Below are 25,133 nucleotides of genomic sequence, written 5' to 3'. Positions count from 1 at the left end.
GTCAACTCTAAGCACGGTGGAGTTGACGCGTCAACATGCCGGTATGCTGTCGGCCATGGCGCTGGAACCCGGGGAGTGGGAGTTCTGGGACACCTGGATGCGCGCCCAGCGGCTGCTCGCCCACGAGCTCGACCGAGGCCTGCAGCGCGACTTCGGCATCTCCAAGGCCGAGTTCAGCGTCCTGATGACACTGCACCGGGCGCCCGGCCGCGACCTGCGCGTCGGCGAGATCGCCGAATCGCTGGACTGGGAGAAGAGCCGCGTCTCGCACCTGCTGACCCGGATGGAGAACCGCGGCCTGGTCGGGCGGCCGGAGGGCGGCCCCGGCGACCGCCGCACCACGGTCGGCCTGACCGAGGAAGGGCGCCGCACGGTGCAGAAGGCCGTCCGCGGGCACGGCGACAACATCCGCCGCCACTTTCTCGACTCGCTCACCCCCCAGCAGGCCGCGGCGATCCGGGCCTGGAGCGAGCAGATGGTCGGCCGCGCCGACCTACGCTGACAGCCAGCGACTGACGGCGGCCGCGGTCTCCGCGACGTCCTCGTCGAGCATGGTGAAGTGGTCTCCCGGCACCTCGACGCGGTCATGCGGGACCTCGCGGGAGGCTCGCCAGCTGTCGTCGGGCATCCCGGCGACCGGGCGGCCGGCGGCGATCAGCAGGCTCGGCGTCTTGACCGGGCCCGGCCGCCACCCGCGGAAAAGACGCAGATAGCTGCCGACCGTCAGCAGGGCGTCGCGCCGGGCCGCTGGGTCGAGATGCCCCTGCAGCCGCCCGAGCCCGGTGATGATCAGAGCCGCGATCCAGTCCTCGCTCAGCCGGCTCAGGTCACGCTCGTAGGTGTCGAGCAGGATCAGCCCGGCCGGGGCACGGTCCTGCAGGCGTTCCGCCACCGCGTGCGCCAGCAGGCCGCCGCTCGACCGGCCGACCAGCACGAACGGCCGGTCGCCGGCGGCCGCTTCGGCGGCCTCGGCGAGGTGGTCGATGAGTTCGGCGAGCGAAGCGGGCGTACGCGGCCGTACGTCGAAACCCGGCAGCGGCAGCACCGTGACCGCCTCCCGGGCCGCCCGGGCGAAGCCGAGGAACTCGGCCGCCCCGGCCGGGCTCAACGACGGCAGGCAGACGAGCAGCGGCCCGTCCGGATTCGTGGTGAGCGCGACCGGCCGGACGGTGGGGCGCTGCCGCCGCTCGATCGGCATCGCCGAGGCGGTCGCCAGGAGATTGACCGCCAGGCCGGACTGCCCGGAAGCGGCGATCGCCGAGAACATGTCCGCAAGAGTGTCCGCCGGTTCAGGGTCCGCAACCGGCGAAGGAGCTGGCGAAGGAATCGGAGCCGGCGAAGGGGCCGAAGTCAGGCGGTCGGCGATCCAGCGGGCCAGGGCGGCCGGCGTCGGGTGGTCGAAGACGACGGTGGGTGGCATGGCGACACCGGTCGCCGCGACCAGCCGGGTCCGTAACTGGATCGAGCTCACCGAGTCGAGGCCCTGGTCGGTGAAAGCGGTCCGCACGTCGACCATCGAAGGACCGGCGTGCCCCAGCTCGGCGGCCACCTCGTCGCGGAGCAACGTCTCGAGCGCGGTCACCAACTCCGCACCCCGCAGCTCTCCCAGACCGACCGCGGTCGGAGCAGGGCGGGAACTGCGGGGCGGGGCGGCCGCCTCGGCCGGCCGTTCGAAGACGACCGGCGCGAGCACCGGCTCGTCGCTGCGCAGTGCCTCGTCGAACGCGGCGGTCACCTCGCCCGGTGTCATCGGGCGCAGCTTCCCGCCGGACGACGGCATGCCACCGTCCAGCTCCAGCGGCCCCCAGGCCAGCGAGAGCGCCGGCTGGCCGGCCGCCCGCCGCCGCCGGGCCAGGTCGTCGAGGTAGGCGTTGCCGGCCGCGTACGCGCTCTGCCCCGGCTTGCCGAGCACGCCCGACGCCGACGAGCAGAGCACGAAGGCCGCCAGATCGCCGGTCAGCTCGTGCAGGTGCCAGGCCGCATCGACCTTCGGGCGCAACACCTTGTCGGCACGGTCGCGGGTCAGGGTGGCGATCGGCCCGTCGTCGATCACTCCGGCCGTGTGCACGACCGCGGTCACCGGCGGGTCGGCCGCCGCGATGAGCGCGGCGACCTGCTCGCGGTCGCTGACGTCGGCGGCACGGATCGTCGTCACCGCCGGGCTCAGCTCCTCCTGCAGTTCCGGCGAGCCGCCGGACCGGGAGACGAGCAGCAGATGGCGCACGCCGTGCGCGGCGACCAAATGGCGGGCCAGCAGCCGCCCCAGAGCGCCGGTGCCGCCCGTGATCAGCACGGTCCCGTCCCCGAAACCGGCGGCGCGGCCCGCCTCGACGTCCGCGCGGACCAGGCGGGGAATGCCGGGCACGCCCGCGACGACGCGGATCTCCGGTTCGCCGGCGGCGGCCCGGATCGCCGCCGGCAGCGCCTCCCGGGAAGCGTCGGTGCCGTCCAGCTCGACGAGCGCGACCTGGCCGGGATATTCGGCGGCGGCGACCCGCACCAGGCCGGCCACCAGCGCCGAGCCGGTGGTGACCACGACCCGCTCGGTGCCGGCCAGCTGCTCGCGGAGCTGCGAGGCCACGGCCCAGAACTGGTCGCGGGCCGCCGCCGGGGATTCCGGCTCGGACGACAGGGCGTCCAGCACGAGCGGCACCGGACCGGCGGCCGGCGGCGTCACCGGCGCGACCGACACCCGGTACAGCGCCCTCGGCAACGCCCGCAGGACCAGTTCGTCGACCGAGAACAGCGGCTGCCCGTCGGCCGCGGCCACCTGCACCTCGATGCGGTCGGGGCCGAGCTCGCGGATGCGAACCCGGGCCTCCGTCGCGGTGCCGTGCAGCCGGATGCCGGACCACACGAACGGCACCCGCGAGGGGTCACCGCCCCGGCCGAGCAGCCGGGCCGGGTGCAGCGCGGCGTCGAGCAGGGCGGGATGGAGCGACGGGCCGCGCTCCACGCCCGAGGGCAGCCGGACCTCGGCGAAGACCTCGTCCGATCCGCGGCGCCAGGCGGCGGTCACGCCACGGAAGGCGGGACCGTAGCCGGTGCCGTCGTAGAAGCCGCGCAGGTCGGCCGGCGAGGCGCCCTCCGGTGGCCACGAAGCCGCCCAGTCCCATGGAGACGGCCCGGCGGGCGCCGGGGCGCAGCGGCCACCGGCGTGCGGAACCCACTGGTCGCCGCGGAGCGCATAGACCGTCAAGGCGTGCCCGGCATCGAGAACCAGCTGCAGGTCCACATCGGACGAATCAAGAACCAGCGGATGGTCGATCACCAGCTCGGCGACCGCCGGGACGCCGGCCCACCGGCCGAACGAGGCCGCCAGCGAAGCGAACAGCACGCCGGGCACCAGCGTCTCGCCGCCGATCGTGTGATCGGCCAGCCACGGCTGCCCGGACGGCGAGAGGCGCGCGGTGGCCACGCGACGGCCGGTTCCGGGCACCGTCATCATCGTCTCGAGCAGGGCCGCGGGGCGCCGGGCGGCACTGCCGTCGAGCCAGTAGCGGCGACGGGTGAACGGATAGGTCGGCAACGTCGCGGCGACCCGCGGATCGGGGCGGCCGAGCAGCGCGACGCGGTCGACGTCCACGCCGCGGGCCCAGAGCGCGGCGGCACCCTCCGCCGACGCGAGGACGGCGCCTTGCGGCACCTGCGGTGCCAGCGTCGGTACGGGTCCGAGCTCGACGACGAGCGGCGGCAGTTCCCGTACGGCGTCAGCAAAGCGCACCTCGAAGCGCAACTGATCGACCCAGTAGGAAGCCGAGCGCAGGTCGTCGCCGGCCGCCGGTCGTCCCGTACGGGTGCTGACCACCGCGACAGCGGAAGGGTGATAGGTGACCTCGGCCGCCACCTTCTCGAAATCCGCCCGGATCGGGTCCATGTGCGCCGAGTGGAAGGCGTGGCTGACCCGCAGCATCGTGTGGCGGTAGCGCCCGGCGAGCGCGGCGACGGCGTCCCGGTCGCCGGAGAGGACCACCGAGCGCGGACCGTTGACCGCGGCGATCTCGACGCCCGGACGCAGCAGCGGGCGCAGCTCCTGTTCGGTCGCGTCGACCGACGCCATGACGCCGCCGGGCGGCAGCGACCCCATCAGGCGGGCCCGGGCGGTCACCAGCTTGGCGGCGTCCTGCAGCGTGAGGATGCCGGCGACGTGCGCGGCCGCCAACTCGCCGATCGAGTGCCCGGCCAGCACGTCCGGCCGGATCCCCCACGATTCCAGCAGCCGGGCGGCCGCCACGCCGTACGCGAACAGGAGCGGCTGGGCGTACTCGGTGCGGTTGATGTCGGCGCCCACCGGCACCGGATCGCCGAGGGCGGCCATCACCTCGTCGTACGCCCGGCGGAAGGTGTCGTGCGGCAGCCGATCGCGCATGTCCGCGCGCTGGGCGCCCTGCCCCGGGAAGAGGAAGGCGACCGGGCCCGCCGGGCGGCCGTCACCGGTCATCACTGCGGGATGGGCGCGGCCGGCGGCCAGCGCGGCCAGGGCGTCCGGCCCACCCGCCACCGCGGCCCGGTGTCGTTGCGCGGCCCGGCTGACGCTGATCGCCTCCGCGGCCCCGTGGCCCAGGAGCTGCGCGGCCCGGTTGCGCAGGGCGCTCTCGTCGGCCGCCGACAGCAGCAGCAGTCCGGCGTGTTCCGGCGGTGCAGACGGCTCGAGAGGCGGCGCCTGCTCGAGGATGACGTGCGCGTTGGTGCCCGAGATGCCGAACGACGAGATGCCCACGCGCGCGGGGCGCCCGGTTTCCGGCCACGGCCGGCCCTCGGTCAGGACGCGGACGTCGCCCGCGGTCCAGTCGACGTACGCGTTGGTCTGCGCGACGTGCAGCGTGCGCGGCAACCGGCCGTGCCGCAACGCCTCGACCATCTTGATGACACCGGCGGCGCCCGCCGCGGCCTGCGTGTGCCCGATGTTGGACTTGACCGTGCCCAGCCACAGCGGCTGCCCGGCCGGCCGGTCCCGTCCGTAGGTCGCCAGCAGCGCCTGCGCCTCGATCGGGTCACCCAGCGGTGTGCCGGTGCCATGTGCCTCGACCGCGTCCACATCGGACGGGCTCAGGCCGGCATCGGCCAGCGCGGCCCGGATCACGCGCTGCTGGGCCGGCCCGTGCGGGGCGGCCAGGCCGTTCGAGGCGCCGTCCGAGCCGACCGCGGAACCCCGCAGCACGGCCAGCACCGGGTGGCCGTTGCGGCGGGCGTCGGACAGACGCTCGAGCAGGAGGAGTCCGGCGCCCTCGGCCCAGCTGGTGCCGTCGGCATCGTTCGAGAACGCCTTGACCCGGCCGTCCGGGGCCAGCCCGCGCAGGCGGCTGAAGGCGACGAACGGCCCCGGCGCCGACATCACCGTGACGCCGCCGGCGATGGCGAGACCACATTCGCCGGTCCGCAGCGCCCGCGCGGCCCAGTGCATCGCGACCAGCGACGAGGAGCAGGCGGTGTCGACCGTGACGGCGGGACCGGTGAGCCCGTACGTGTAGGCGATCCGGCCGGAGGCGACGCTGCCCGCCGAGCCGAGGCCGAGGTGGCTCTCCAGCTCGGCCGACGGGTTCTCCGCCTGACCGGCGTAATCGCGGTACATCAGGCCGACGTACGTGCCGGTGTCGCTGCCGCGCAGCGTGCCCGGGTCGATGCCGGCGCGTTCCCACAGCTCCCACGACGTTTCCAGGAGCAGCCGCTGCTGCGGGTCCATCGCCACGGCCTCGGCCGGCCCGATGCCGAACGGAGCCGGGTCGAAGCCGGTCACGTCGTCGAGGAAGCCGCCGTCGCGGACGTAGGAGTGGCCGGCCCGGTCCGGGTCGGGGTCGTAGAGGTCCGGTTTCCAGCCCCGGTCCTGCGGGAGCGGGGTGATCGCGTCGACCTCGTCGGTGACCAGCGACCACAGGTCTTCGGGCGAGGCGACGCCGCCCGGGTAGCGGCAGGCCATCGCGACGATGACCACCGGGTCGTCCGGCTCGCGGACCGCCGCCAGCTCGTCGCGTTTCACCTTGCCGGACGGCGTACGCGGAAGCGCGTCGACCAGCACGAGGTCGTCGGGCGCCTTCGCCGCGGACATCCGCCGCCGGACCGCGGCCAGCAGGGTGGCGGCGTCCGCCCCGGGCCGGGCCGGCACCACGTAGGCGACCGCGACCTGGCCGAGCCGGTGATGCGGCCGCCCCGCGACCGCGGCGTCGGCGACCTCGGGCAGCTCCAGCAGCACCTTCTCGATCTCGGCCGGGTGCACGTTGGCGCCGCCGCGGATGATCAGGTCACGGACACGGCCGGTCAGCACCAGCTGGTCGCCCTCGAGCCGGCCGAGGTCGCCGGTCCGATAGGGCCCGGTCCGCTCGGGGTGGCCCAGATATCCGTTCATGAGCCAGGGGCCGTCGACCACGACCTCGCCCTCGCCGCCCGGCGGCAGCGGGTCGCCGGTGGCCGGGTCGACGATGCGGAGATCGCGGATCACCCGCCCGACCGAGCCGTCCGCGACCGGCTCGGCCGCCGGATGTTCCATCGCGATCGCGCCGCAGGTCTCGGTGCTGCCGTAGCTGTTGACCAGCGGCGCGCCGAGCAGGCTGCGCACCGCCTCGCGCAGCCGCTGCGGGCAGGGCGCGCCGCCGGTGACACACATCCGCAGGTCCGGTCCGTGCAGGCGGCGGCCGCCGAGCGCGCTCAGCAGGCGGTGGTAGACGGCCGGCACCCCGGTGAAGACGGTCGGCCGGGTCGTCTGAAGGGCGGCGATCAGCTCGTCGTCGGAGGGGTGGTCGAGGATCGTCGCGCTGGCCCCGGTGAGCGGGACGGCCAGCACGCACCGGGCGTGCCCCAGCGCGTGGAAGAGCGGCAGCGGCCACAGCAGCCGGTCGTCCGCCGTGAACCCGAGGTGTTCGACCAGAGCCGCGCGCGCCATGCCCAGCCAGGCGCCCTGGGTCGAGATCACGCCCTTGGGCCGGCCGGTGCTGCCGGAGGTGTAGTGGATCCACGCCTCCTCGTCCGGCCCGAGGTCGTCGCGGGCGACCCCGTCACCGGCCGCGGCGAGGACCTCGTCCGGCGTGCGGCCGCCGTCGCGCCGGGGTAGGTCGGCCACCATCAGTCGCGGCGCGCAGTCGTCGACGAGCCCGGCCAGTTCGGCGGTCGACGAGCGCGGGTCGACGGGGACGCCGACGCCGGCCGCCCGCACGGTGCCGAGCACGGCGACGACCGCATCGATGCCGGCGGGCAGGCAGATCAGGACCCGCTCGCCCCGTTGCAGGCCGAGGGCGGCCAGGCCGGCCGCGAACCGCCGCGTCCGCGCGTCCAGCCCGGCGAACGTGATCGTGCGATCACCGCAGGTGTACGCGATGTGGTCCGGCCGCTCGGCGGCATGACGGGCGAGCAGTTCCGCGATGGTCTCGAGCACCGCCACACGATGCCAGAGCGCCGCAAACCGTCACTCGAGGCGGGGGAACGCCGGTGCGGGCGTGGCGCCGTCGCTAAGTTGTTCCCGCAGGCGGGCGGAACCGTCCGGGAGGAACGGCTCGAGTTCGGCGGCGACGGTTCGGGCGGTGCCGAGCAGGGTGGCCAGTACCGGGTCGGTGCGGGCCAGTTTCCAGGGCCGTTCCGCCTCGATGAACCGGTTGACCCGGTCGACGACCTCGATGACTGCCTCGGTGGCGCCGCGGAAGTCGAACGCGGACAGCGCGTCGTCGATGCGGCCGGGCAGGTCGGCGGCCAGATCTGTGCCGGCCTCGGCGGCCGGATCGGCGCGGAGCCGGACGATCCGGTGGACCAGGTTGCCGAGGCCGTTGGCCAGGTCCTGGTCGGCCCGGCGCCGGAGCCGGTCGACGGTGAAGTCGGTGGTGGTGGTCGCCGCCGGTTCGCGCAGGAGCCACCAGCGGACGGCGTCGGTGCCGAAGCGGGCGACGAGATCCGCCGGGTCGACGGCCGTACCGGCCGACTTCGAGATCTTGGCGCCGTCGACGGTCAGGTAGTCGTGGACGACGAGCCGGGTGGGCAGGGGACGGCCCGCGGACAGCAGCAGGGCCGGCCAGTGGACGGCGTGGAAGCGGACGATGCCCTTGCCGATCACGTGGACCCGCTCCGCCCCGGCCCACCAGCGCCGGTAGTCCGGGCCGAAGCCGAGAGCGGTCACGTAGTTGGCCAGCGCGTCCCACCAGACGTAGACGACCTGGGACTCGTCGCCCGGCACCGGGATGCCCCAGCCGCCGGCGCGGGTGGCCGGGCGCGACACGCTGATGTCGTCCAGCCCGGCCCGCACGAACGCGAGCACCTCGTTGCGACGGGCGGCGGGCACGATGTCGAGCTCGCCGGATTCGAGCGCTTCCAGCAGGCGGTCCCGGTAGTGGGAGAGGCGGAAGAACCAGTTGTCCTCGGCGACCGGCGTGGGCGGCTCCGGGTGTTCGGGGCAGGAATCGCCGTCCAGGAACCGCTCGCAGCCGTTGCAGTAGAGACCGTCGTAGCGACGGCGGTAGAAGTCGTGCGCGCACTCCCGCCACAGACGACGGACCCCCGCGGCGTGCCGCGGATCGGTGCTGGTGGAGAGGAAGTCGTCGAACGACAGACCGAGCGGCCCGCGCAGAGCCGCGAAGCGGGCCGCGTTGGCGGCCACGAAGTCCTCGGTCGGCACGCCGACCGCCCGGGCTGCGGTGACGTTCTTGAACGCGTTGTCGTCGGTGCCGGTCAGGAACCGCACGGCGCCGCCGCGCCGGCGGCGATGCCGCGCCAGCACGTCGGCCTGCACCAACTCGAGTGCATGGCCGAGATGGGGCGGGGCATTGACGTACGGAATGGCGGTCGTGACATAGAAGCCGGACATGTTCCCTCCTCCGCCCGCCCCGCGGAGAGGGAATGCCCCGCGGTCAGCGGGGCATGGTCGCGTCAGAACCCCGGGTCGGGGTGCATCATGCGAACGGTCGTCATGGCGCCATCGTGACATCGGCGCTTCGCCGGGTCGAACCGTTTTGCGCCGCTGCGGCATGATCGTGCCGGTGAGACGTCTAGTTGCCGCCGCGCTGGCTGTGGCCCTGATCGCCGGTTGCGCCTCCCCCGGATCGGACGGCTACAGCGGCGGCGGGCTGCCACCGCTGCCGACGTTTCCGTCCGCCCACCCGGCCGAGCCGCCGACCACCCCGGCACAGACGCCGCCGCCCACCTGCCCGCCCGAGGGCGTGCTGCTGCAGTCCGGCGGGACCGACGGGGCGATGGGCCTGCGAGCGCTCGGCGTCACCCTGGTCAACTGCGGTCATGAGACCTACCGGGTGAACGGCTACCCGGCCGTCCAAGCGCTCGGCAAGGACCACCGTCCGGTGACCGTCAAGGTGCTGCACGGCGTCACGGACATCACGGGGTCGATCCCGGACTGGAGCGGGCCGCCCCACCCGGTCACGCTCAAGCCGGGCCAGCAGGCGGAATGTGTGGTGGTCTGGCGCAGCACCTACGACGACATCCGTCATCCGCCGGTCAATGCGCCCTACCTGAAGATGGCGCCGGCCGCCGGCCGGCCGTCGGTGATCCTGACCCCGGACGGCCCGGTCGACCTGGGCAGCACCGGCCGCCTCGGCGTTAGCCCGTGGCGGATCTCCCGGAAGACCTCGCAAACCACGCCCGCGGCCCCGCCGGCCAGCACCCAGCCGTCAGTCCCCTCGCCGATCCTCTAGGCCCTTTTCCCAGCGCTCGCGGCGCTCCTGAGGCGTCTGCTCCCACCAGGGAGTGCCCCGCTCACCGACCGCAACCTTCGCCGCCTGCACCCGGGCGCGGGCGGCCGCCGTGTCGTCGCCCGCCCGCAGCGCGGCCCCGACGTCCCGGCGGGCGGCCATCAGCGCCCGGCGGAGCTCCGCCGCGGCCTCCGGCGGGATGTCCGGGTCGGTGGCTCGCCGCCGCCGCGCGGAGATGACAACGAAGTGCCGTCCTCGGTGAGGTCTGCCATCCGGGCGACGTTACGGTATGACGATGGCGGAATTCGTGCTGGTCGCCGGGGCCCGGCTCGGGGCGTGGGCGTGGGACGACGTGGTGCCGCACCTGCGGGCCGCCGGCCACGGCGCCTACCCGCTGACCCTGTCCGGTCTGGCCGACAAGCGTGGCGTGCCGGCCGGGCAGCAGACCCACGTGCAGGACATCGTCACCGAGGTCGAGCGCCGCGATCTGCGCGACGTCGTGCTGGTCGGGCACAGCTACGCGGGCATCCCGGTCGGTCAGGCCGCCGAGCGGATCGGCGACCGGCTGACCCGGGTGGTGTTCCTCGACTCCGCCGTTCCGGCCGACGGCGAGTCGTTCGCCTCGATGTGGCCCGACGGCGGGGCCGAGGTGACGGCGTCGATCGCCGAGAACGGCGGGTTCTGGCCGCTCGTGGGAGCGGCCCATTTCGATGGCCACGGTCTCACCGACGAGCAGATCGCCCGCCTGGTCGACGGCTCGACGCCCCACCCGGGCGCGTCGCTCACCGAGCCCGCCGCGCTGGCCCGGCCGCTCGGCGAGCTTCCGGCGACGTACGTCAAATGTGTGCTCGGTGACCCCGAACCCGGTGACGACGTCGCCGAACTGCTCACCGGTGACAGGTGGCGCCTGGCCGAGCTCGAGACCGGCCACTGGCCGATGTTTTCCCGGCCGCGCGAGCTGGCTCAGCTGCTCATCGAGATCGTTACGCCGTAGCGGCCGGCCAGGTCAGGTCGATCTGGCGCTGGTAGGTCTCGTAGCCGGCGCGCGCGAAGGCGGCCTCCATCGGGAAGTTGCCGACGTCGGTGTTGGCACGGATGCGCGGGACACCCTCGGCGGCCAGAATGCGGGTGCCCTCGGCCAGGATGTCGTCGATGTAGCCGTGGCCGCGGTGGGCCGGAACGACGCCGATGTAGGCGATGACGGCGTTGTAGTCGTTGCGGGCCGGAATCACGAAGCCGACCGGTTCACCGGACGGCAGACCGGCGATCCGCCACCACTCGCGCGGGCTCGGGTAGCGGACCAGCTCGTCGCGATATTGCTCTTCCGCCGTCGCGCGCGGGCTCAGCCGCCGGAGGTCGGCCTGGCTGTGCGCGTCGAGGGTGCCGTCGAGGACGAGCGTCATCAGGTCGATGAGCTCCTCCGAGCTGGTTGCGGGACGGAACTCGAGGCGGCCGGTGGGTGCCGGCACCGGCGTACCCGGGTGCCACTGGAGGCGGCGCCGCTCGACCAGGAGGCGGGCGCCGGACTCCTGGAGAACGGTCCGCCACGGGCCGGTGAACGGGCCCTCGGCGGGAACGAAACGGAGGAACTCCGGCGGCGCGAGCGCGCCCGGGCCGGTCATCGCGGGCAACGCTTCGGCGAGCAGGGCGAGACCGTCGGACGGTGAGCCGTCGACGTCGAAGATGTCCATCAGGAGCGGGTGCTCGTCGCCGGCACGGGCCCACCAGCCGGCGCGGGCCACCGGCCGGTCACCGCGGAGGGCGACCCACAACCAGGACGTACGGCGTCGGCCGGCGGCCAGGTCGGCGGCCACCTGGTCGTTGAGAACGTAGGGCAGGCGGTTGAACAGGTCGATCTCGTCGGGCCCGCTGATCGGGCGAACGACAAGGGTCACAGCTTCTCCTAGGAGAGAGTGCGCCGTGCCTCGAAATCGGAGGAGGACACGGGCGCGGTCAGCATGGCAGACATCGCGGTCCTCCTTTCACCGAGTCGGAAGGGCACAGGAGATCAGCTCCGGCAGAACGGCCGCAACCTATTTACGAGGGGTGGCGGCGTTGCGCCGGTCGAGCCGTCGCCGGATCAGGGTGGAGCCGAGGGCGGCGACGATCACCGCCAGCACGCCGACGACGATCCACTGGCCGGTGCCGGCCGAGCGATCGGCCGGTGCCGAGACGGTGAAGCCGAACTTCCCCGAGGTCGACGGGGCGCCGGGGCCGGACGCCGCGGTCCAGCTGACCGAGTAGTTGCCGGACGACAGCCGCCGGACCGGCTGCACCAGCGTATTCCCGCCCTCGACCGTCACGACGCCGTCGTTGTAGACGCTGCCGGACGATGTGACCTGCACCGAACTGGCCACGTCGTTGACCGGTTGATCAAAGATGATCTTCACTTCGCCGGGGGTCTCGAGCACGGTCGAGCCGGCCGCCGGCACGCTGTTCACGAGGTGGAAGTCGGCCAGGGCGGGCGCGGCGCCGACAACGAGCAACGCGACGACGACGGCCAGCAGGGCGAGAATCCTCCGAGTCACCGCATCATGCTATTGACCTGGTCGGGCGAGAGCACACCGTCCGCGACCAGGACCGTTATGTCGCGATTGATCGGAGCATCGGGTTCGACGATCAACGGCTGCGAATAGGCGAGCGCCGCGCACACCCCGGCGTACTCGGAAGTGCGGACAAACCACCGGTCGGCGTCCCGCAATCCCTGGAATACCAGCGTGTAGGCATCGTCGACCGTCATAGCGACCCACGGTTCGGCGCTGCCGTTGGGATCGCCGGAGGAGGCGGTGAAGGCCGTGGCGCGACCGGCCGGGAACCGCCAGAAGAAACCGCCGTATCCCGCTCCCCCGGTGCGGCCGTGAGTCGCCGGGGAGCCAAGAGCGACAGTAGTTTCCCGGGGCGTCGCGAGCGCGTACGAAAATCCGAGCGACCAACCGTGCGGCGCGGCAGTGGCCGTGATCGTCCGCTGCTCGCGCAGCAGGTCCTTGCCCTCCGCGTCGCACCAGCTGAGCGACTCGGCAATGCCGTTCAGTGACGGCAGCCAGCAATGGTGCCGGATGCGCCCGTGATCGGACAGCCAGACGTAGCCCTGGTCGCGCACGAAGGTGCGCCCGCCCCAGAGGTTGTAGCCATTGACGTCGGACATTGTCAGTGACGCCCCGAGATGCCACGGATGGTCGAAGCAGAGCGCATCGGTCACGACCCGGCCGCCCAGCGTGCGGACCGGATGCAGATAGGGCCGGGGCGCGAGCCGGATGTCGAGCGGCGGATCGGTCACATAGGTCGCCACCTGCACGTCCCCTACCCGCAGCGTTCTCACGAGGGCAACCCCTTGATCACGTCGGCGAGGACCTCGGCGCCCGGCCGGGCCCACACCTCGTCGTTGAAGACCTCGACCTCGGTCCACCCGGTGTAACCGGCGTCGGTGACCGCGCGCGCGAAGCGGGCGAGGTCGACGCAGCCGGTCCCGGGGAGCCCACGGCCGGTGAGCACCCCCGCCGGCAGCGGCGTGATCCAGTCGGCCAGCTGGAATGCGGCGATCCGGTCCGGGTGAGCCCGCAACTGCTGCCAGACCGTGTCGTCCCACCACAGGTGGTAGGTGTCGACGCAGACGCCGACCGCCGACGCGGGGTAGGCAGCGGCCAGCGCGAGCGCCTGACCCAGCGTGGCGACGACGCAGCGGTCACTGCAGAACATCGGGTGCAGCGGTTCGATGGCCAGTCGCACCCCGGAACCCAGCGCGTGGTCGACCAGTTGCCCGATCGCCTCACCGACGTGCCGCCGGGCACCGTCGATATCGCGGCTCCCGTCCGGCAGGCCGCCGCTGACCAGCACCAGCGTGTCGGTGCCGAGTGCGGCCGCCTCGTCGATCGCCCGCCGGTTGTCGTCGAGCCAATCCGGTCGATGGAAGAACCCGCCGCGGCAGAGCGACGAGACCACCAGACCGGACTCCCGCATCAGCGATGCGGTGCGCTCCAGGCCGTACGCGGTGACATCCTCGCGCCACAACCCGACCGCGCCGACTCCGGCGTCGAGGAGCCCGCGCGCCAGATCTTCCATCGGCCAGTATTTCGTCGTGGCCTGGTTGAGGGAAAATTTCATCGGTTCCATCCCACGGTCGTTTTCCAGGCTTGGATGCGGGCCGCCGTCCGATCGGTTTCGCCCAGCACGCCGGCCGCGCGAGCCAGATCGATGAGCTCGGCCAGATGGGCCGGGGAACGCCCGGACTGCAGGCCGCCGACCATCACGAAATGGTCCTGGTGCCCGGCCAGCCAGTTCAGGAAGACGATGCCGGTCTTGTAGTAATAGGTGGGGGCGGAAAAGAGATGTCTCGCCAAGGGGACGGTCGGGGCGAGAATGCGGTCGTATTCGTCCACATCGCCCCGGTCGAGCGCGCGCAGGGCGAGCGAGGCCGGCTGAGCGATCGTCGCCAGCACGCCGAGCAGGGCATCCGAATGCCCGGATCCATCGCCCTTGATGAGCGACGGATAGTTGAAGTCGTCACCGGTGTACATCCGCACGCCGGCGGGCAGGCGGCGCCGCAGAGCGACCTCCCGGGCGTCGTCGAGCAGCGACATCTTGATGCCGTCGATGCGGTCGGCATGCGCGGCGATGATCTCCTCGACCGTCTCGTCGGTGCCCCAATAACCGGCCAGCGCGGGGTCGAACGCCTCACCCAGCCAGTGCAGGAGCACCTTGCCGTCGGCCCGTTCGATCAGCTCGCCGTAGACCTGCCGGTAGTCCTCGGGGCCGCGCGCGGCCGCCGCCAGATGGCGGCTGCACATCAGAACCGGCGCGGCGCCGGCCTGCTGCACATCTTCCAGCTGCTCGGCGTACGCCTTCCGGATGTCGCCGAGCGACGCCGGCCCGGGCGGCAGCTGGTCGGTGCCGACGCCGGCCACGATCTGCCCGCCGGCCGACCGGGCCTCGGCCGCGCTGCGCCGGATCAGCTCACGGGTGGCCGCATAGTCGAGGCCGGCGCCGCGCTGGGCGGTGTCCATCGCCTCGGCGACCCCGAACCCGAGCGACCACAGATGCCGCCGGAAGGCCAGGGTCGCCTCCCAGTCGAGGGCGGCCGGGGCGCCGGGCACGTTTTCCGCCCGCGGGTCGGCGGTCACCGGCACGGCCGCGTACGCGATGCGCGACGTGAAGCTCATCGAGTCAGCTCCGGGATCTCCAGGCGGCGGCCCTCGCGCGAGGACTGCAGCCCCAGCTCCGCGACCTGTACGCCGCGAGCACCGGCCCAGAGGTCACCGGTGTAGGGCGCGTCCTCGGCCACGTAGCGCAGGAACTGCTCCCACTGGGCCCGGAATCCGTTGATGAACACCTCGTTGTCGGGCACCTCCTGCCACTGCTCGCGGAACCGCTGGGTGGTGGGCTCGTCCGGGTTCCACACCGGCTTGGGGGTGGCAGCGCGCGGCTGGAGGCGGCAGTGGTGCAGGCCCGCGACCGCGCTGCCGAGCGTGCCGTCGACCTGGAACTCGACCAGTTCGTCGCGGTTGACCCGGACCGCCCAGGACGAGTTGATCTGGGCGACGACGCCGCCGTCGAGCTCGAACAACCCGTACGCCGCGTCGTCGGCGGTCGCGTCGTAGGGCTGCCCGTCCTCGTCCCACCGCTTGTCGATGTGGGTGGTCGAGAGCGCGGTCACCGCGCGCACCGGCCCGAAGATCTGCTCGAGCACGTAGTGCCAGTGCGGGAACATGTCGAGCGTGATGCCGCCGCCGTCGGCCGCCCGATAGTTCCACGAGGGTCGTTGCGCCGACTGCCAGTCTCCCTCGAAGACCCAGTAACCGAACTCACCGCGCACCGAAAGAATGCGGCCGAAAAAGCCGCCCCGGACCAGCCGGGCGAGCTTGCGGAGCCCGGGCAGATAGAGCTTGTCCTGCACCACACCGTGTTTGATGCCGGCCGCGTCGGCCAGGCGGGCCAGCTCGACCGCGTTGTCCAGGGTCTCGGCGACCGGCTTCTCGGTATAGATGTGTTTACCCGCATCGATCGCCATCCGCAGCGCCTTGTCGCGGGCCGACGTGACCTGGGCGTCGAAGTAGATCTGCACGTCCGGCCGGGCCAGCGCGGCCGGCAGGTCGGTCGTGAAGTCGGTGAGGCCGTGTTCCTCGGCGATGGTCCGCAGCTTGGCCTCGCTGCGGCCGACCAGCACCGGCTCGGGCCAGAGGGTCGAGCCGTCGGCGAGCGGCAGGCCGCCGGCCTGCCGGATGGCGAGCACCGAGCGGATCAGATGCTGGCGCAAGCCCATCCGCCCGGTGACGCCGTTGAGCACGATCCCGATCGTCGTCCGGCTCATCTGTGTTCCTCCCTGACCTCGGTCCCCACGAGACCGATCCCCACAAACCGTGAGGTAAGCGCTTTCCTAGAACCTAGAGGCGTGTCGTCCGGCGCACAAGACCCGCGCCGGTATCCTGCGGGGCATGGCCACCCTGGCGGACGTCGCGCGCCGAGCCGGCGTCTCCACCGCGACCGCATCCCGGATCATCAACGGCAGCAGCAAACCGGTCGCCGACACCCTGCGCGAACGCGTGCTCGCGGCGGTCGCCGAACTGCAGTACGTGCCGAACGCCCACGCCCAGATGCTGGCGCGCTCGCACCGCAGCGCGGTCGGCGTGATCGTGCACGACGTCTCCGACCCCTACTTCGCCGAGATCACCCGTGGCCTGCAGCGGGTGGCCAGCGCCAACGGCCGGCTCGTGATCATCTGCAACAGCTTCCGCGAGCCCGAGCGCGAGCTCGAATACCTCGAACTGCTCCACGCCCACCAGGTCGCCGCCATCGTGGTGGCCGGCTCGGGCTACCTCGACGAGGACGCGTCCGGCCGGCTCGACGCCCGCATGCGGGCCTACGAGGCGGCCGGCGGACGCATCGCGGTGGTCGGCCGGCACGGCCGCACCGGCGACGCGGTGCTTCCGGACAACGAGCAGGGCGGCTTTCTCGCCGCCGACCACCTCTACTCGCTGGGCCACACCGAGATCGGCGTGATCGCCGGGCCGGCCGGGCTGACCACGACCGCCGACCGGCTCGACGGGTTGCGGCGGGCCACCCGGCACCACAAGCGCAAGCTGCCGAAGCAGCGCGTCGTGCACGCCGACTTCACCCGGGACGGCGGTTTCGCGGCCGCCTCCGACCTGATCGCCGCGCATCCCCCGCTGACCGCCATCATCGCGCTCAACGACTCGATGGCGGTCGGCGCGCTCGCGACACTGCGGTCGTCCGGCCGGAAGGTGGCCGTCGTCGGCTTCGACGACATGCCGATCGCCCGCGATGTGACGCCATCCCTCACCTCGGTCCGGCTGCCGCTGACCGAGATGGGCTCACGGGCCATGGAGCTCGCACTCGGCGAACCCGGCGCCGACCCGAGGACGGAGAGGGTCGACGCCGAGCTCATCCAGCGAGAGAGCACCTGGCCTCTGGATCACTGATAGTGGATGTCGGAGCTGCTGTACTTGCAGTACGTACCGTCAGCACCTGAGCCGTTCTTCGGTGGCTCGGCCCCGGTGCTGTTGCCGATGTACTTCTGGCAGACCGTGATCTTCTTGCTGCTGTCGCCGATGATCGTGACGTTGCTGAACGTCGCGGTGTCGCCGTAGTTGGTGTTGATGCCGGCGAGCGCGCTGCCCTTGTAGGTCGCGGTCACGTTGCGGATCACCACGTTGCGCTTGCCCTGGGTCGAGCAGTTGCCGCACGACCGGTAGAGCTTGCCGAAGTCCTGCACCTGGAAGCCGTCGATGACGAACGTGCCGCCGACGCCGTTGTGCTGGAACACCTTGTCGCTGGCGTGCAGCGCGCCGCCGCCGCTGACCGTCATCGTGGCCGAGGCCGACTTCGGCTTGAAGGTCGCCGCGTCCTCGCCGACGTCCTCCCACCAGACGTTCTGCAGTGTGCAGGTGGCCTCGCAGTGGACGCCGTCGGCGGCCGGGCTGCCCAGGATGACGTTCTTGAGGGTGCCGCCGTTGGGCAGGTCGAACAGCGGGTCCTGACCCTCGTCCTGCCCGCCGCTGCCGAGGTTGCCGGTGCCGTAGTAGCGCTTCATGCCGCCGTCGAACGTGCCCGAGACGACCTGGGTCGCGCCGAGCGCGATCGAGCCGGTGTTGCCCGGTACGGTCGTGGCGTTCGCGCTCTGGCCGAGCAGCAGGGTCGCCGCGCCGACCGCGGTGACGACCGCCGCGGCGATCGAGATCCGCCGAATTCTTCGCATGCCTTCCACCCTTCGGTTACCCATAGTGGAGCCGTTGAGGGGCGAGCATAGCTAAGACATCGATGAACGCAAGTGTCTTGGTGTCCTAGGAATGCGTTTTCCACTGCGGATATTTGCAGATCAAGGGTCTACGCAGGAGGTTCGCGCGGCGGCTACGCTCCGTGACTTGACGCGGGTCGACGACCGGCTTACCGTCCGGCAGGAAAGGCCTTTCCTGCCCTCGAGGAGTCGCCATGCACCGCCGTCGCTTCCTGGGACTCGCCGCCGGGGCGGGCATCGCCGTCGCGTACCCCCGGCGCCCGCTCGTCGTCGCGGCGAACGGCGACTTTCCGACCGTGCAGGCGGCGATCGACGCGGTGCCGCCCGGCGGGACCATCGTGGTGCGGCCGGGTGTCTACCGAGGTCAGGTCATCGTGCCGGCGGCGAAATCCGGCGTACGGCTGATCGGGCTGGGCCGCCGCCCGGCCGACGTGGTGATCGCCGACGACCGGGCCAACGGAACTGAGAAGCCGGACGGTTCCGGCACCTGGGGCACCACCGGGAGCGCTTCGGTGACCATCGACGGACCGGGCTTCGCGGTGTCCAATCTGACGTTCGCTAATCTTTTCGACGAGGCCGCCCACCCGGAGATCCCGTCTCGGCAGGCGGTGGCCGTATTGACCAGGGCCGATCGAGTTTCGTTCCGCCGAGTGCGTTTCCTGGGCAATCAGGACACGCTTTACGTCAACAGCAGTGCCGCCGCGGTGATCGCGCGGTCCTACTTCCGGGATTGCTATGTCGAAGGCGACGTCGATTTCATTTTCGGAAGAGGCACGGCGGTCTTCGACCGCTGCCGGATTCACTCACTCGACCGGGCGTCGACCCCCGCCGGGTACGTGACGGCACCCAGCACCGACCTCAGCAATCCGCACGGCTTCCTGTTCACCCGGTGCGCTTTCACCACCGACGCACCGCCCGGAAGCGTCTTCCTGGGCCGGCCCTGGCACCCGGGCAACGATCCGAACGCCGTCGGCCAGACCGTCATCCGCGAGTCCGCGATCGGCGCCCACATCGGTCCGGTCGCGTGGAGCGACTTCGGGGACTGGCCGTGGGAGGACGCCCGGTTCTTCGAATACCGGAACTACGGGCCGGGCGCGCTGATCACACCGGACCGGCCACAGTTGACACCGGACCAGGCCCGTTCCTACGTCCCGGCCGCATTCCTGGGTGACTGGACGCCCTGAGACCTCGGGGCGCCCAGCCACCAGCCGTTGTCAGGCGCCCTTGCGGTAACCGCCGTTACCGGCGGCCGCCGCCCCGGGCTTCGTGTAGCCCGCGCCGGCCGCGTTACCGGTGGGAGCGGCCGGGGTGGAGGGCTTGTGGTGGTGCTTCTGGTGCTTCTGGGGGACGGTCACGACGATGACCGTGGTGTCGTGGTGCCGGGGGTGGTGGCGGAAGCCGATACCGCGGTCCCAGGGACTGAAACCGTCGTTCCAGAAACCGATTCCGTCATTGCGGAAACCGAAGTCGTCGGAGAAAAGGCCGTGGCCACCGAAGCCGGGCCCGTCGCACGGGTGGTGCTTATCCGCGGCCTGGGCAGCGGAAACCGGCAGGAGCAGCGCACCGGCCGCGACGGCACCGGCGAAGACAGTCTTGAACAACGTTGACGACATACTGAAACTCTTCTCACTCGATGATTCGACGACAATCATGCTGAATCGTCCAGCCCGCTCAACGATCATGAGCGACGGAAAGATGCGCTATTAATCCCCATTCCGCATTCGCGATAAGACAGCGGTAACTCGTTCGGGCACTTATTCGGCAAACGACCACCGCCGGGCCGCCGCCGGTCGGACGATGCCGCGCCTTTGACGTGCCGGACTGCAAATTTCCTGCTTCATCGAAGTCATTGACTGTCTGCCCGGCGCGTGCGACGGTCGCCAGGCAAGCGCTTTCCTCGGAGGAGTCCGCTCATGCCCGTACGCTCCCTGGCCGTCGCCGCCGCGGCGACCCTGACCCTCGCCGGTCTTGCCGGTGCCGCGCACCCGGCCTTTTCACCGGCGGACCTCAGATATGCCCGCCAAGCCGTACCGGCGAACGACGGCTGGGCCTCGACCGGCGCCGGCACGACCGGCGGCTCGAAAGCCGACGCCGCGCACGTCACCGTCGCCCACAACCGGGCCGAACTGGTCGCGGCCGTCGCCGGCGACACCCCGAAGATCGTCTTCGTGAGCGGTGCCATCGACCTCAGCGTCGACGCGGACAACCACCACCGCGACTGCGCCTCCTACGCCGACCCGGCCTACCGCCTCGACGACTTCCTGGCCGCCTACGATCCGGCCGTCTGGGGTCGCACCGCCAAGCCGAGCGGCCCGCTCGAGGACGCCCGCGCGCGGTCGGCCGCCAACCAGGGCCTCACCGTCAAGGTCAACGTCGGCAGCAACACCACCATCGTCGGCATCAACCACGCTCACCTGTCGCACGGCAGCCTGCTGCTTGCCGGCGTCAGCAACGTCATCGTGCGCAACATCCAGTTCTCGGACGCCGCCGACTGCTTCCCGGCCTGGGACCCGACCGACGGCGACACCGGCAACTGGAACTCGCTCTACGACCTGGTGTCGCTGACCGGGGCGACAAACGTGTGGATCGACCACAACACGTTCAACGACGGCGACAACCCGGACTCGGACCAGCCGCTCCTCTTCGGCCGGCCCTATCAGGTGCACGACGGGGCGAGCGACATCATCAAGGCGTCCGACCTGGTCACGGTGTCGTGGAACGCGTACTCGAACCACGACAAGACGATGCTGATCGGCTCGACCGACACGGTCGGCGTCGACCTCGGCAAGCTACGGGTCACCGTGCACCACAACAAGTTCGACAATGTGCTGCAGCGGGCGCCGCGGGTGCGGTTCGGCCAGGTGGACGTCTACGACAACTACTACATCGCGACGAGCCCCGACTATCAGTACTCACTCGGTGTGGGCGTGCAGTCGGCGATCTACGCGCAGAACAACTACTTCAAGCTGGGACAGACCCCCGCGGGCAACGTGATCCACTACTGGAAGGGCACCGCGATCACCGCGACCGGAACGCTGGTCGAACCGGCGAAACCAGTCGACCTGGTGGCCGCGTACAACGCCGCCCACGACCCCGACCTGATCCCGGACGCCGGCTGGACGCCGACCGCCCGCACCCACGTCGAACCGGCCTGGGCCGTGCCCGCACTGGTCTCGCTGCTCGGCGGAAGCCACTGAGTTTGGCGATTTCGACAGTCGCGCCGAGCCCGGCCAGGCACGCTGACGATATGCACATCGGCGTGATCGGAGCAGGCCAGCTCGGCGCGACCCTCGCGGGCTGGTGCGCGGACAGCGGACACGACGTGGCGGTCACCTCGCGGCACCCGGACCGGCTCGGTGCGGTCGTCGACCGCCTGGGCGGCCACGGTGCGGCGCTGCCGGTCGCCGAGGCGGCCGCATTCGCCGACGTCGTGGTGTTCGCCCCGGCCTGGGAGTCGGCCCACGAGGCCATCGACCTGACCGGCGGCAACCTGGCCGGCAAGGTCGTCATCGACGCGACCAACCCGCTGGGCGGCCTCCCTTCCGGCGAGTCGAGCGCCCTGGAGGCCCTGATCCACTGGGAGCCCGAGGCCCACTGGGTGAAGGCCTTCAACACCCTCCCCACCCGGGTCCTCGACCGCCGCCGAGGCCACGACCCGCTGCTCGCCGAATTCGTCTGCACCGACCTGCGCGACGCCCGCGTGGCCGCCTCCCGGCTCATCCGCGACCTGGGCTTCGCCCCGGTCTACGCCGGCGGCGCCGAATCCGCCCGCCTGACCGAGACCGGCGGCCCCCTCCAGCTCGCCGAGGTCGACGTCTTCCACGCCACCGACGCCCTCGCGGAGGCAATGGCCACCCTCGCCTAGCGAGGCTAAGCGCCCCAGTGGGTGACCGCGGCCCAGGCGATCGCCTTCGCCGGATCGGTGCGGCGGACCGCGTCGGCCAGGTCGGCGGGCATCGATTGCGGTATTTCGCGGTGGGGGTCGAGCATCCAGAGCTGGGCCGCCCGCAGCGCCGACCACACCGGCCGGCCGGGCAGGCGGAGCAGGTGGGTCATGAAGAGCAGCGCCGGCGCCGCCGCGTCCGGGACGGTCCAGCGGGTCGACAGCACCGAGCGCACGCCTCCGGCCAGGAACGCCGCGCCCAGCGCGAACGCCTCGTCGTAGCCCGTCACCGACAGGCCGGTGCGCCCGGCCGCCAGCACCACCAGGTCGATCGGGCGTCGCTGCGGGTGCCCGCGCAGAGCCAGGACCTCGGTTGCGGTCAGACGTTCGCCGCCGGCCAGCAGCGCGTACGCGTCGGCGCCCGGCCGCGCGAAGCCGCTGCACGCCAGGTGGAGCAGGGTGCCGGCGTCCGGGCTGCTGGTGGCCAGCCACGCCCGGACCTGGTCGAGGGTGCCGGCGCCGGACGGGCTGGCGGTCCCGTCCGGGCGCCGGCCGGTGAGGCGGGCTTCGGGGAACAGGGCCTGGCTGACCGCGTACGCCTCGAGCCGCGCCGAAGGCAGTTCGCGCGCCTGACCGTCGGTGTCGGGGTCGGCGACGATGAGGCCGGTCGATGCCGGAGGCATCGACGGCAGGGCGGCGTTGTGGCACAGCATGCGGGCCGACACCGCCTGGGAGATCGCCATCAGCTGGGTCGCGTACGCGCCGTCGCCGCGCCGGGCCGCTGCCCAGGGCACCCGGGCAAGGTCGCCGGACGCGACCAGGACGACGCGCGGCACGTGCCGCCGCGCCGGGCTGCCGCCGAGGGCCGGCAGGGGCAGGGGCGCCGCGCCGGGGAAACGGAACGCCGACAGGTGATCGAGGAGTGGGCCGACGACCGCATCCCACGCCCAGCGGCACAGCCCTTGCAGCGCGGCGGTCAGGTCTACGTCGGGCAGTTCGGCCCGCGGGCGTCCGGGGGCCGACGCGATCGCGTTGTGCAGGGCCAGCGTGGCCAGGAACCGTTCGATGTGGTCGGACGCCGGGGTGAGCGTGGGCAGTGGCAGGTGGGTGACCCGGGCGGCGGCCGGGACGACGATCGCGTGGCCGGGGATCAGGTGGACCAGCGCGTCGGCGTCGGTGGCGGCCAGCGCGGACTGGATCTCGGCGACCGTGGCCGGGCCCAGCAGCCCGGCGGCCGGGCTGCTGGTGAGCAGGGTGGCGAGGACGCCCCGGCGCAGGGAGGCCGGGAGGTGGTGCGGGTCGGGCACGACGGCCGCGGCCTGCCACTGCCGGGCCAGGTCGAGCTTGCCGGCCTCGGCCAGGTAGTGGGTGGCGGGCCGGATCTCGGTGGCGGCGTAGAGGGCGAGCCCGCGCGCCGATTCCAACAGGCGCAGTGCGGCCTCGGTGTCGCCATGGGCGAGCCGCTCGCGGGCCAGTTCGTCGGCGTCCGCCGCGGCCGCCCGCGCGGCTTCGCCCGCGTCGGCGAGGGTCGGCCGGGCCAGCGCACGCCAGAAGTGTTCCTGCAAACCGGCGGTGTCGTCGATCGCCGCGTGCAGTGTCGCGACCTCGTCCTGCTCACCCATCGGACGGCACCCCCTCCGTCAGCTGTCCGTTGCGGTTCCTCTGACGGACAGGTCACCCCCAGCGGGCGTAACTTTCTCCCGTTTGTCTGGTTTGTACCGGGGGACGAGTGAACCAGGGGGACTTTCGGCGTGGAATCACACCTGATCGAGCAGGAATGACCTTCGCGGTCCGTCAGAGTACGGAAACCACGAGGTGGAGGCCGGAATGCGGTTCGCCGTGCACAATGTGCTGATGATCATCGAAGACAGACCGGGTTCATGAGCCTCAGCCCGGAGCAGCGCGACGACCTGCACCGCCTGCTCGCCGCCGAACTCTCCGACGCCTGGCGCACCGCCGCCGACGACGGTGCCGGCCCGACCGATCTCGCCGACATGCTCGACGAGCGGCGCCGGGCCGTACGCATCCAGGCCGAACCGGTCGGCGAGAAGACCGTCCGCCGCATCCTCGGCTAGCTCGCGGCCACAGTCGTACGCTCGGCGCCGTCCTCGGTGCTGAAGGTGACAACCATGCCGAGCACCGCGGAGACCGCCGCGATGATGCCCGCCTCGACCCGAGGCGACGGCATTGAGGAGCGCGGGCTCCCGGCCGAAGATCTTGGCGCGCGGTCATGGCCGGGGCCGCAAGCCTCCGACCGGTGTCGATAAGCCGACAGCACGGCCCGGCACCGATTTCGTCACACACCGCCGAAGCTTCCGTGTCCCTGTGCGACCGTGGTTCGAGGACAGCCGGCCGACGGGAGCCCCCCATGCCCTTCGAGGACGATCTGTACCAGGAACTGGTCCGCCTGCGCCGCGGCCGCGGCCTGCGGGAGCCCCGGCCGGCCGAACGCCTCGGCCCCCAACTGCGCCGGCTGTGCGGAGTGACACCCGCCGACCCGGACGGCGTGGCCCGCCGGCGGGTCGAGGCGGTGCTCGGCGAACTGGCCGCCGACCTGCCCGACGACCTGCGGGTCGCCGCCGAGCGGTCGCTGGCTCTCGACGACCGTCCCGCCTCGCGGCTCACCCAGCGCGCCGAGACACTGGCCCGCGAGCTGCGCTGCAGTGGGCGCACCGCCCGCCGGCGGATGGACGAGGCCGCGCACCTGCTCGCCCGGGCCGCACTGAACCATCCCGGCCCGGAACGCGACGACGCCGACCCGGGCTCGGGCTGGCGGGTCCGCGAGTTCACCGGCCTGCTCCGGCTCGACACGGCGACCCCGGAGCTGTACGAGACCCGCACGGTGCAGGCCGACCGCCCGCTGGACTGCCTGACGATCCGCCTCGATCTGCCCCCGCGCCCCGACGCCGAAGGCCCGGCCCGGCCGCTGGTGATCGACGCCCTCTACGGGGTGACGCTGACCGAGGTGGACAGCGGCCCCGACGGCCGCAACTACCGGCTCGCGGTCGCACTCCCCCGCACCCTGAAGCCGGCCGAACAACTCGAGTTCTGCCTGCACTACCGGGTGCCGCCGGGCCAGCCGATCCGCGACCACTGCGCGATCGTCCCGCTCGACCCCTGCGACCAGGGCCGCATCCGGGTGCGCTTCGACCCGTCCGACCCGCCGGCCGAGGTGTGGCGGCTGGCGGCGGTCACGCCCCGGCAGATGGACCAGGCCACCACCGTGCCGGGCCCGGACCGCCTCGGCCCGGACGCGGCCGGCGAGGTCGGCGTCAGCTTCCGCGGCCTCCGCCAGGGCCACGGCTACGGCGTGGCCTGGCACCGCTGACCAGCCAAGCCGAGCGCAGCCCGGCCAGGCCGAACGCAGACCGGCAGGCCGAGC

At 72.3% G+C, this 25,133-nt stretch carries 21 protein-coding genes; 9 read left to right on the top strand and 12 right to left on the bottom strand.

What is annotated here, in order from left to right:
- Window positions 1–55 precede the first annotated feature (55 nt).
- Window positions 56–502 (top strand): MarR family winged helix-turn-helix transcriptional regulator, encoded by a 447-nt coding sequence (locus ACIA5C_RS11940; RefSeq protein WP_396053515.1) that lies wholly within the window; start codon window positions 56–58, stop codon window positions 500–502.
- On the opposite strand, the gene ACIA5C_RS11935 is transcribed toward ACIA5C_RS11940, so the two are convergent.
- Window positions 494–7,366, bottom strand: coding sequence for an SDR family NAD(P)-dependent oxidoreductase (locus ACIA5C_RS11935; protein ID WP_396053513.1), 6,873 nt, complete (start codon window positions 7,364–7,366; stop codon window positions 494–496). The genes ACIA5C_RS11940 and ACIA5C_RS11935 overlap by 9 nt on opposite strands.
- A 30-nt stretch (window positions 7,367–7,396) precedes the next feature.
- Window positions 7,397–8,782: a methionine--tRNA ligase gene (locus ACIA5C_RS11930; RefSeq protein WP_396053511.1), complete on the bottom strand. Its 1,386-nt coding sequence runs from the start codon at window positions 8,780–8,782 to the stop codon at window positions 7,397–7,399.
- A gap of 172 nt (window positions 8,783–8,954) precedes the next feature.
- On the opposite strand from ACIA5C_RS11930, the gene ACIA5C_RS11925 reads away from it, so the two are divergent.
- Window positions 8,955–9,623 (top strand): DUF4232 domain-containing protein, encoded by a 669-nt coding sequence (locus ACIA5C_RS11925; protein ID WP_396053509.1) that lies wholly within the window; start codon window positions 8,955–8,957, stop codon window positions 9,621–9,623.
- On the opposite strand, the gene ACIA5C_RS11920 is transcribed toward ACIA5C_RS11925, so the two are convergent.
- The gene (locus ACIA5C_RS11920) at window positions 9,600–9,782 is read right to left on the bottom strand and encodes a hypothetical protein (RefSeq protein ID WP_396053507.1); all 183 of its coding nucleotides are present in this window, start codon (window positions 9,780–9,782) and stop codon (window positions 9,600–9,602) included. The genes ACIA5C_RS11925 and ACIA5C_RS11920 overlap by 24 nt on opposite strands.
- Before the next feature lie 133 nt (window positions 9,783–9,915).
- Between ACIA5C_RS11920 and ACIA5C_RS11915 the strand changes: the two genes are divergently transcribed.
- Window positions 9,916–10,614, top strand: a complete 699-nt coding sequence (locus tag ACIA5C_RS11915; RefSeq protein WP_396053505.1) for an alpha/beta fold hydrolase — start codon at window positions 9,916–9,918, stop codon at window positions 10,612–10,614.
- Here ACIA5C_RS11915 and ACIA5C_RS11910 read toward each other — a convergent pair.
- The 6 genes from ACIA5C_RS11910 to ACIA5C_RS11885 all read right to left on the bottom strand — a co-directional run bounded on the left by ACIA5C_RS11910 (window position 10,604) and on the right by ACIA5C_RS11885 (window position 15,924).
- Complete coding sequence (locus ACIA5C_RS11910) at window positions 10,604–11,515, bottom strand: GNAT family N-acetyltransferase (RefSeq protein ID WP_396053503.1); 912 nt, start codon at window positions 11,513–11,515, stop codon at window positions 10,604–10,606. The genes ACIA5C_RS11915 and ACIA5C_RS11910 overlap by 11 nt on opposite strands.
- A 138-nt stretch (window positions 11,516–11,653) precedes the next feature.
- Window positions 11,654–12,148 carry a copper resistance protein CopC gene (locus ACIA5C_RS11905; protein WP_396053501.1) on the bottom strand — a complete coding sequence of 165 codons (495 nt, stop codon included), beginning with the start codon at window positions 12,146–12,148 and terminating at the stop codon, window positions 11,654–11,656.
- Complete coding sequence (locus tag ACIA5C_RS11900) at window positions 12,145–12,939, bottom strand: PmoA family protein (RefSeq protein WP_396053499.1); 795 nt, start codon at window positions 12,937–12,939, stop codon at window positions 12,145–12,147. The genes ACIA5C_RS11905 and ACIA5C_RS11900 overlap by 4 nt, the downstream gene beginning before the upstream one ends.
- Window positions 12,936–13,721 carry a sugar phosphate isomerase/epimerase family protein gene (locus tag ACIA5C_RS11895; protein WP_396053497.1) on the bottom strand — a complete coding sequence of 262 codons (786 nt, stop codon included), beginning with the start codon at window positions 13,719–13,721 and terminating at the stop codon, window positions 12,936–12,938. Before ACIA5C_RS11895 ends, ACIA5C_RS11900 begins: the two co-directional genes overlap by 4 nt.
- Window positions 13,718–14,776, bottom strand: coding sequence for a dihydrodipicolinate synthase family protein (locus ACIA5C_RS11890; RefSeq protein ID WP_396053495.1), 1,059 nt, complete (start codon window positions 14,774–14,776; stop codon window positions 13,718–13,720). The genes ACIA5C_RS11895 and ACIA5C_RS11890 overlap by 4 nt, the downstream gene beginning before the upstream one ends.
- On the bottom strand, window positions 14,773–15,924 hold the full coding sequence (locus ACIA5C_RS11885; protein WP_396053493.1) for a Gfo/Idh/MocA family protein: 1,152 nt from the start codon (window positions 15,922–15,924) through the stop codon (window positions 14,773–14,775). Before ACIA5C_RS11885 ends, ACIA5C_RS11890 begins: the two co-directional genes overlap by 4 nt.
- A 124-nt stretch (window positions 15,925–16,048) precedes the next feature.
- Between ACIA5C_RS11885 and ACIA5C_RS11880 the strand changes: the two genes are divergently transcribed.
- Complete coding sequence (locus ACIA5C_RS11880) at window positions 16,049–17,053, top strand: LacI family DNA-binding transcriptional regulator (RefSeq protein ID WP_396053490.1); 1,005 nt, start codon at window positions 16,049–16,051, stop codon at window positions 17,051–17,053.
- On the opposite strand, the gene ACIA5C_RS11875 is transcribed toward ACIA5C_RS11880, so the two are convergent.
- Window positions 17,047–17,829: a pectate lyase gene (locus tag ACIA5C_RS11875; RefSeq protein ID WP_396053488.1), complete on the bottom strand. Its 783-nt coding sequence runs from the start codon at window positions 17,827–17,829 to the stop codon at window positions 17,047–17,049. The two genes, ACIA5C_RS11880 and ACIA5C_RS11875, sit on opposite strands and share 7 nt — an antisense overlap.
- 233 nt (window positions 17,830–18,062) lie before the next feature.
- Between ACIA5C_RS11875 and ACIA5C_RS11870 the strand changes: the two genes are divergently transcribed.
- Window positions 18,063–19,052 (top strand): pectinesterase family protein, encoded by a 990-nt coding sequence (locus ACIA5C_RS11870; RefSeq protein ID WP_396053487.1) that lies wholly within the window; start codon window positions 18,063–18,065, stop codon window positions 19,050–19,052.
- Between the two features lie 30 nt (window positions 19,053–19,082).
- Here ACIA5C_RS11870 and ACIA5C_RS11865 read toward each other — a convergent pair whose 3' ends face one another.
- Entirely contained in the window at window positions 19,083–19,481 is a 399-nt protein-coding gene (locus ACIA5C_RS11865) for a hypothetical protein (RefSeq protein WP_396053485.1), read from the bottom strand.
- A gap of 300 nt (window positions 19,482–19,781) precedes the next feature.
- On the opposite strand from ACIA5C_RS11865, the gene ACIA5C_RS11860 reads away from it, so the two are divergent.
- Both ACIA5C_RS11860 and ACIA5C_RS11855 read left to right on the top strand, forming a co-directional pair.
- Window positions 19,782–21,065 carry a polysaccharide lyase family 1 protein gene (locus ACIA5C_RS11860; RefSeq protein WP_396053483.1) on the top strand — a complete coding sequence of 428 codons (1,284 nt, stop codon included), beginning with the start codon at window positions 19,782–19,784 and terminating at the stop codon, window positions 21,063–21,065.
- Between the two features lie 50 nt (window positions 21,066–21,115).
- Complete coding sequence (locus tag ACIA5C_RS11855) at window positions 21,116–21,733, top strand: NADPH-dependent F420 reductase (RefSeq protein WP_396053480.1); 618 nt, start codon at window positions 21,116–21,118, stop codon at window positions 21,731–21,733.
- Window positions 21,734–21,738: 5 nt separating this feature from the next.
- Here ACIA5C_RS11855 and ACIA5C_RS11850 read toward each other — a convergent pair whose 3' ends face one another.
- Window positions 21,739–23,373 (bottom strand): CHAT domain-containing protein, encoded by a 1,635-nt coding sequence (locus ACIA5C_RS11850; RefSeq protein ID WP_396053478.1) that lies wholly within the window; start codon window positions 23,371–23,373, stop codon window positions 21,739–21,741.
- A gap of 258 nt (window positions 23,374–23,631) precedes the next feature.
- Here ACIA5C_RS11850 and ACIA5C_RS11845 point away from each other — a divergent pair, with 258 nt between their 5' ends.
- On the top strand, window positions 23,632–23,826 hold the full coding sequence (locus ACIA5C_RS11845; RefSeq protein ID WP_396053476.1) for a hypothetical protein: 195 nt from the start codon (window positions 23,632–23,634) through the stop codon (window positions 23,824–23,826).
- Window positions 23,827–24,119: 293 nt separating this feature from the next.
- The gene (locus tag ACIA5C_RS11840; protein ID WP_396053474.1) at window positions 24,120–25,079 is read left to right on the top strand and encodes a hypothetical protein; all 960 of its coding nucleotides are present in this window, start codon (window positions 24,120–24,122) and stop codon (window positions 25,077–25,079) included.
- Window positions 25,080–25,133 lie beyond the last annotated feature (54 nt).

Source organism: Actinoplanes sp. NPDC051343 (assembly GCF_044455125.1).
In the GTDB taxonomy this organism is placed as follows: Bacteria; Actinomycetota; Actinomycetes; order Mycobacteriales; family Micromonosporaceae; genus Actinoplanes.
Note: the sequence above shows the minus strand (reverse complement) of the source record. Positions and strands in the feature narration are given on the sequence as shown.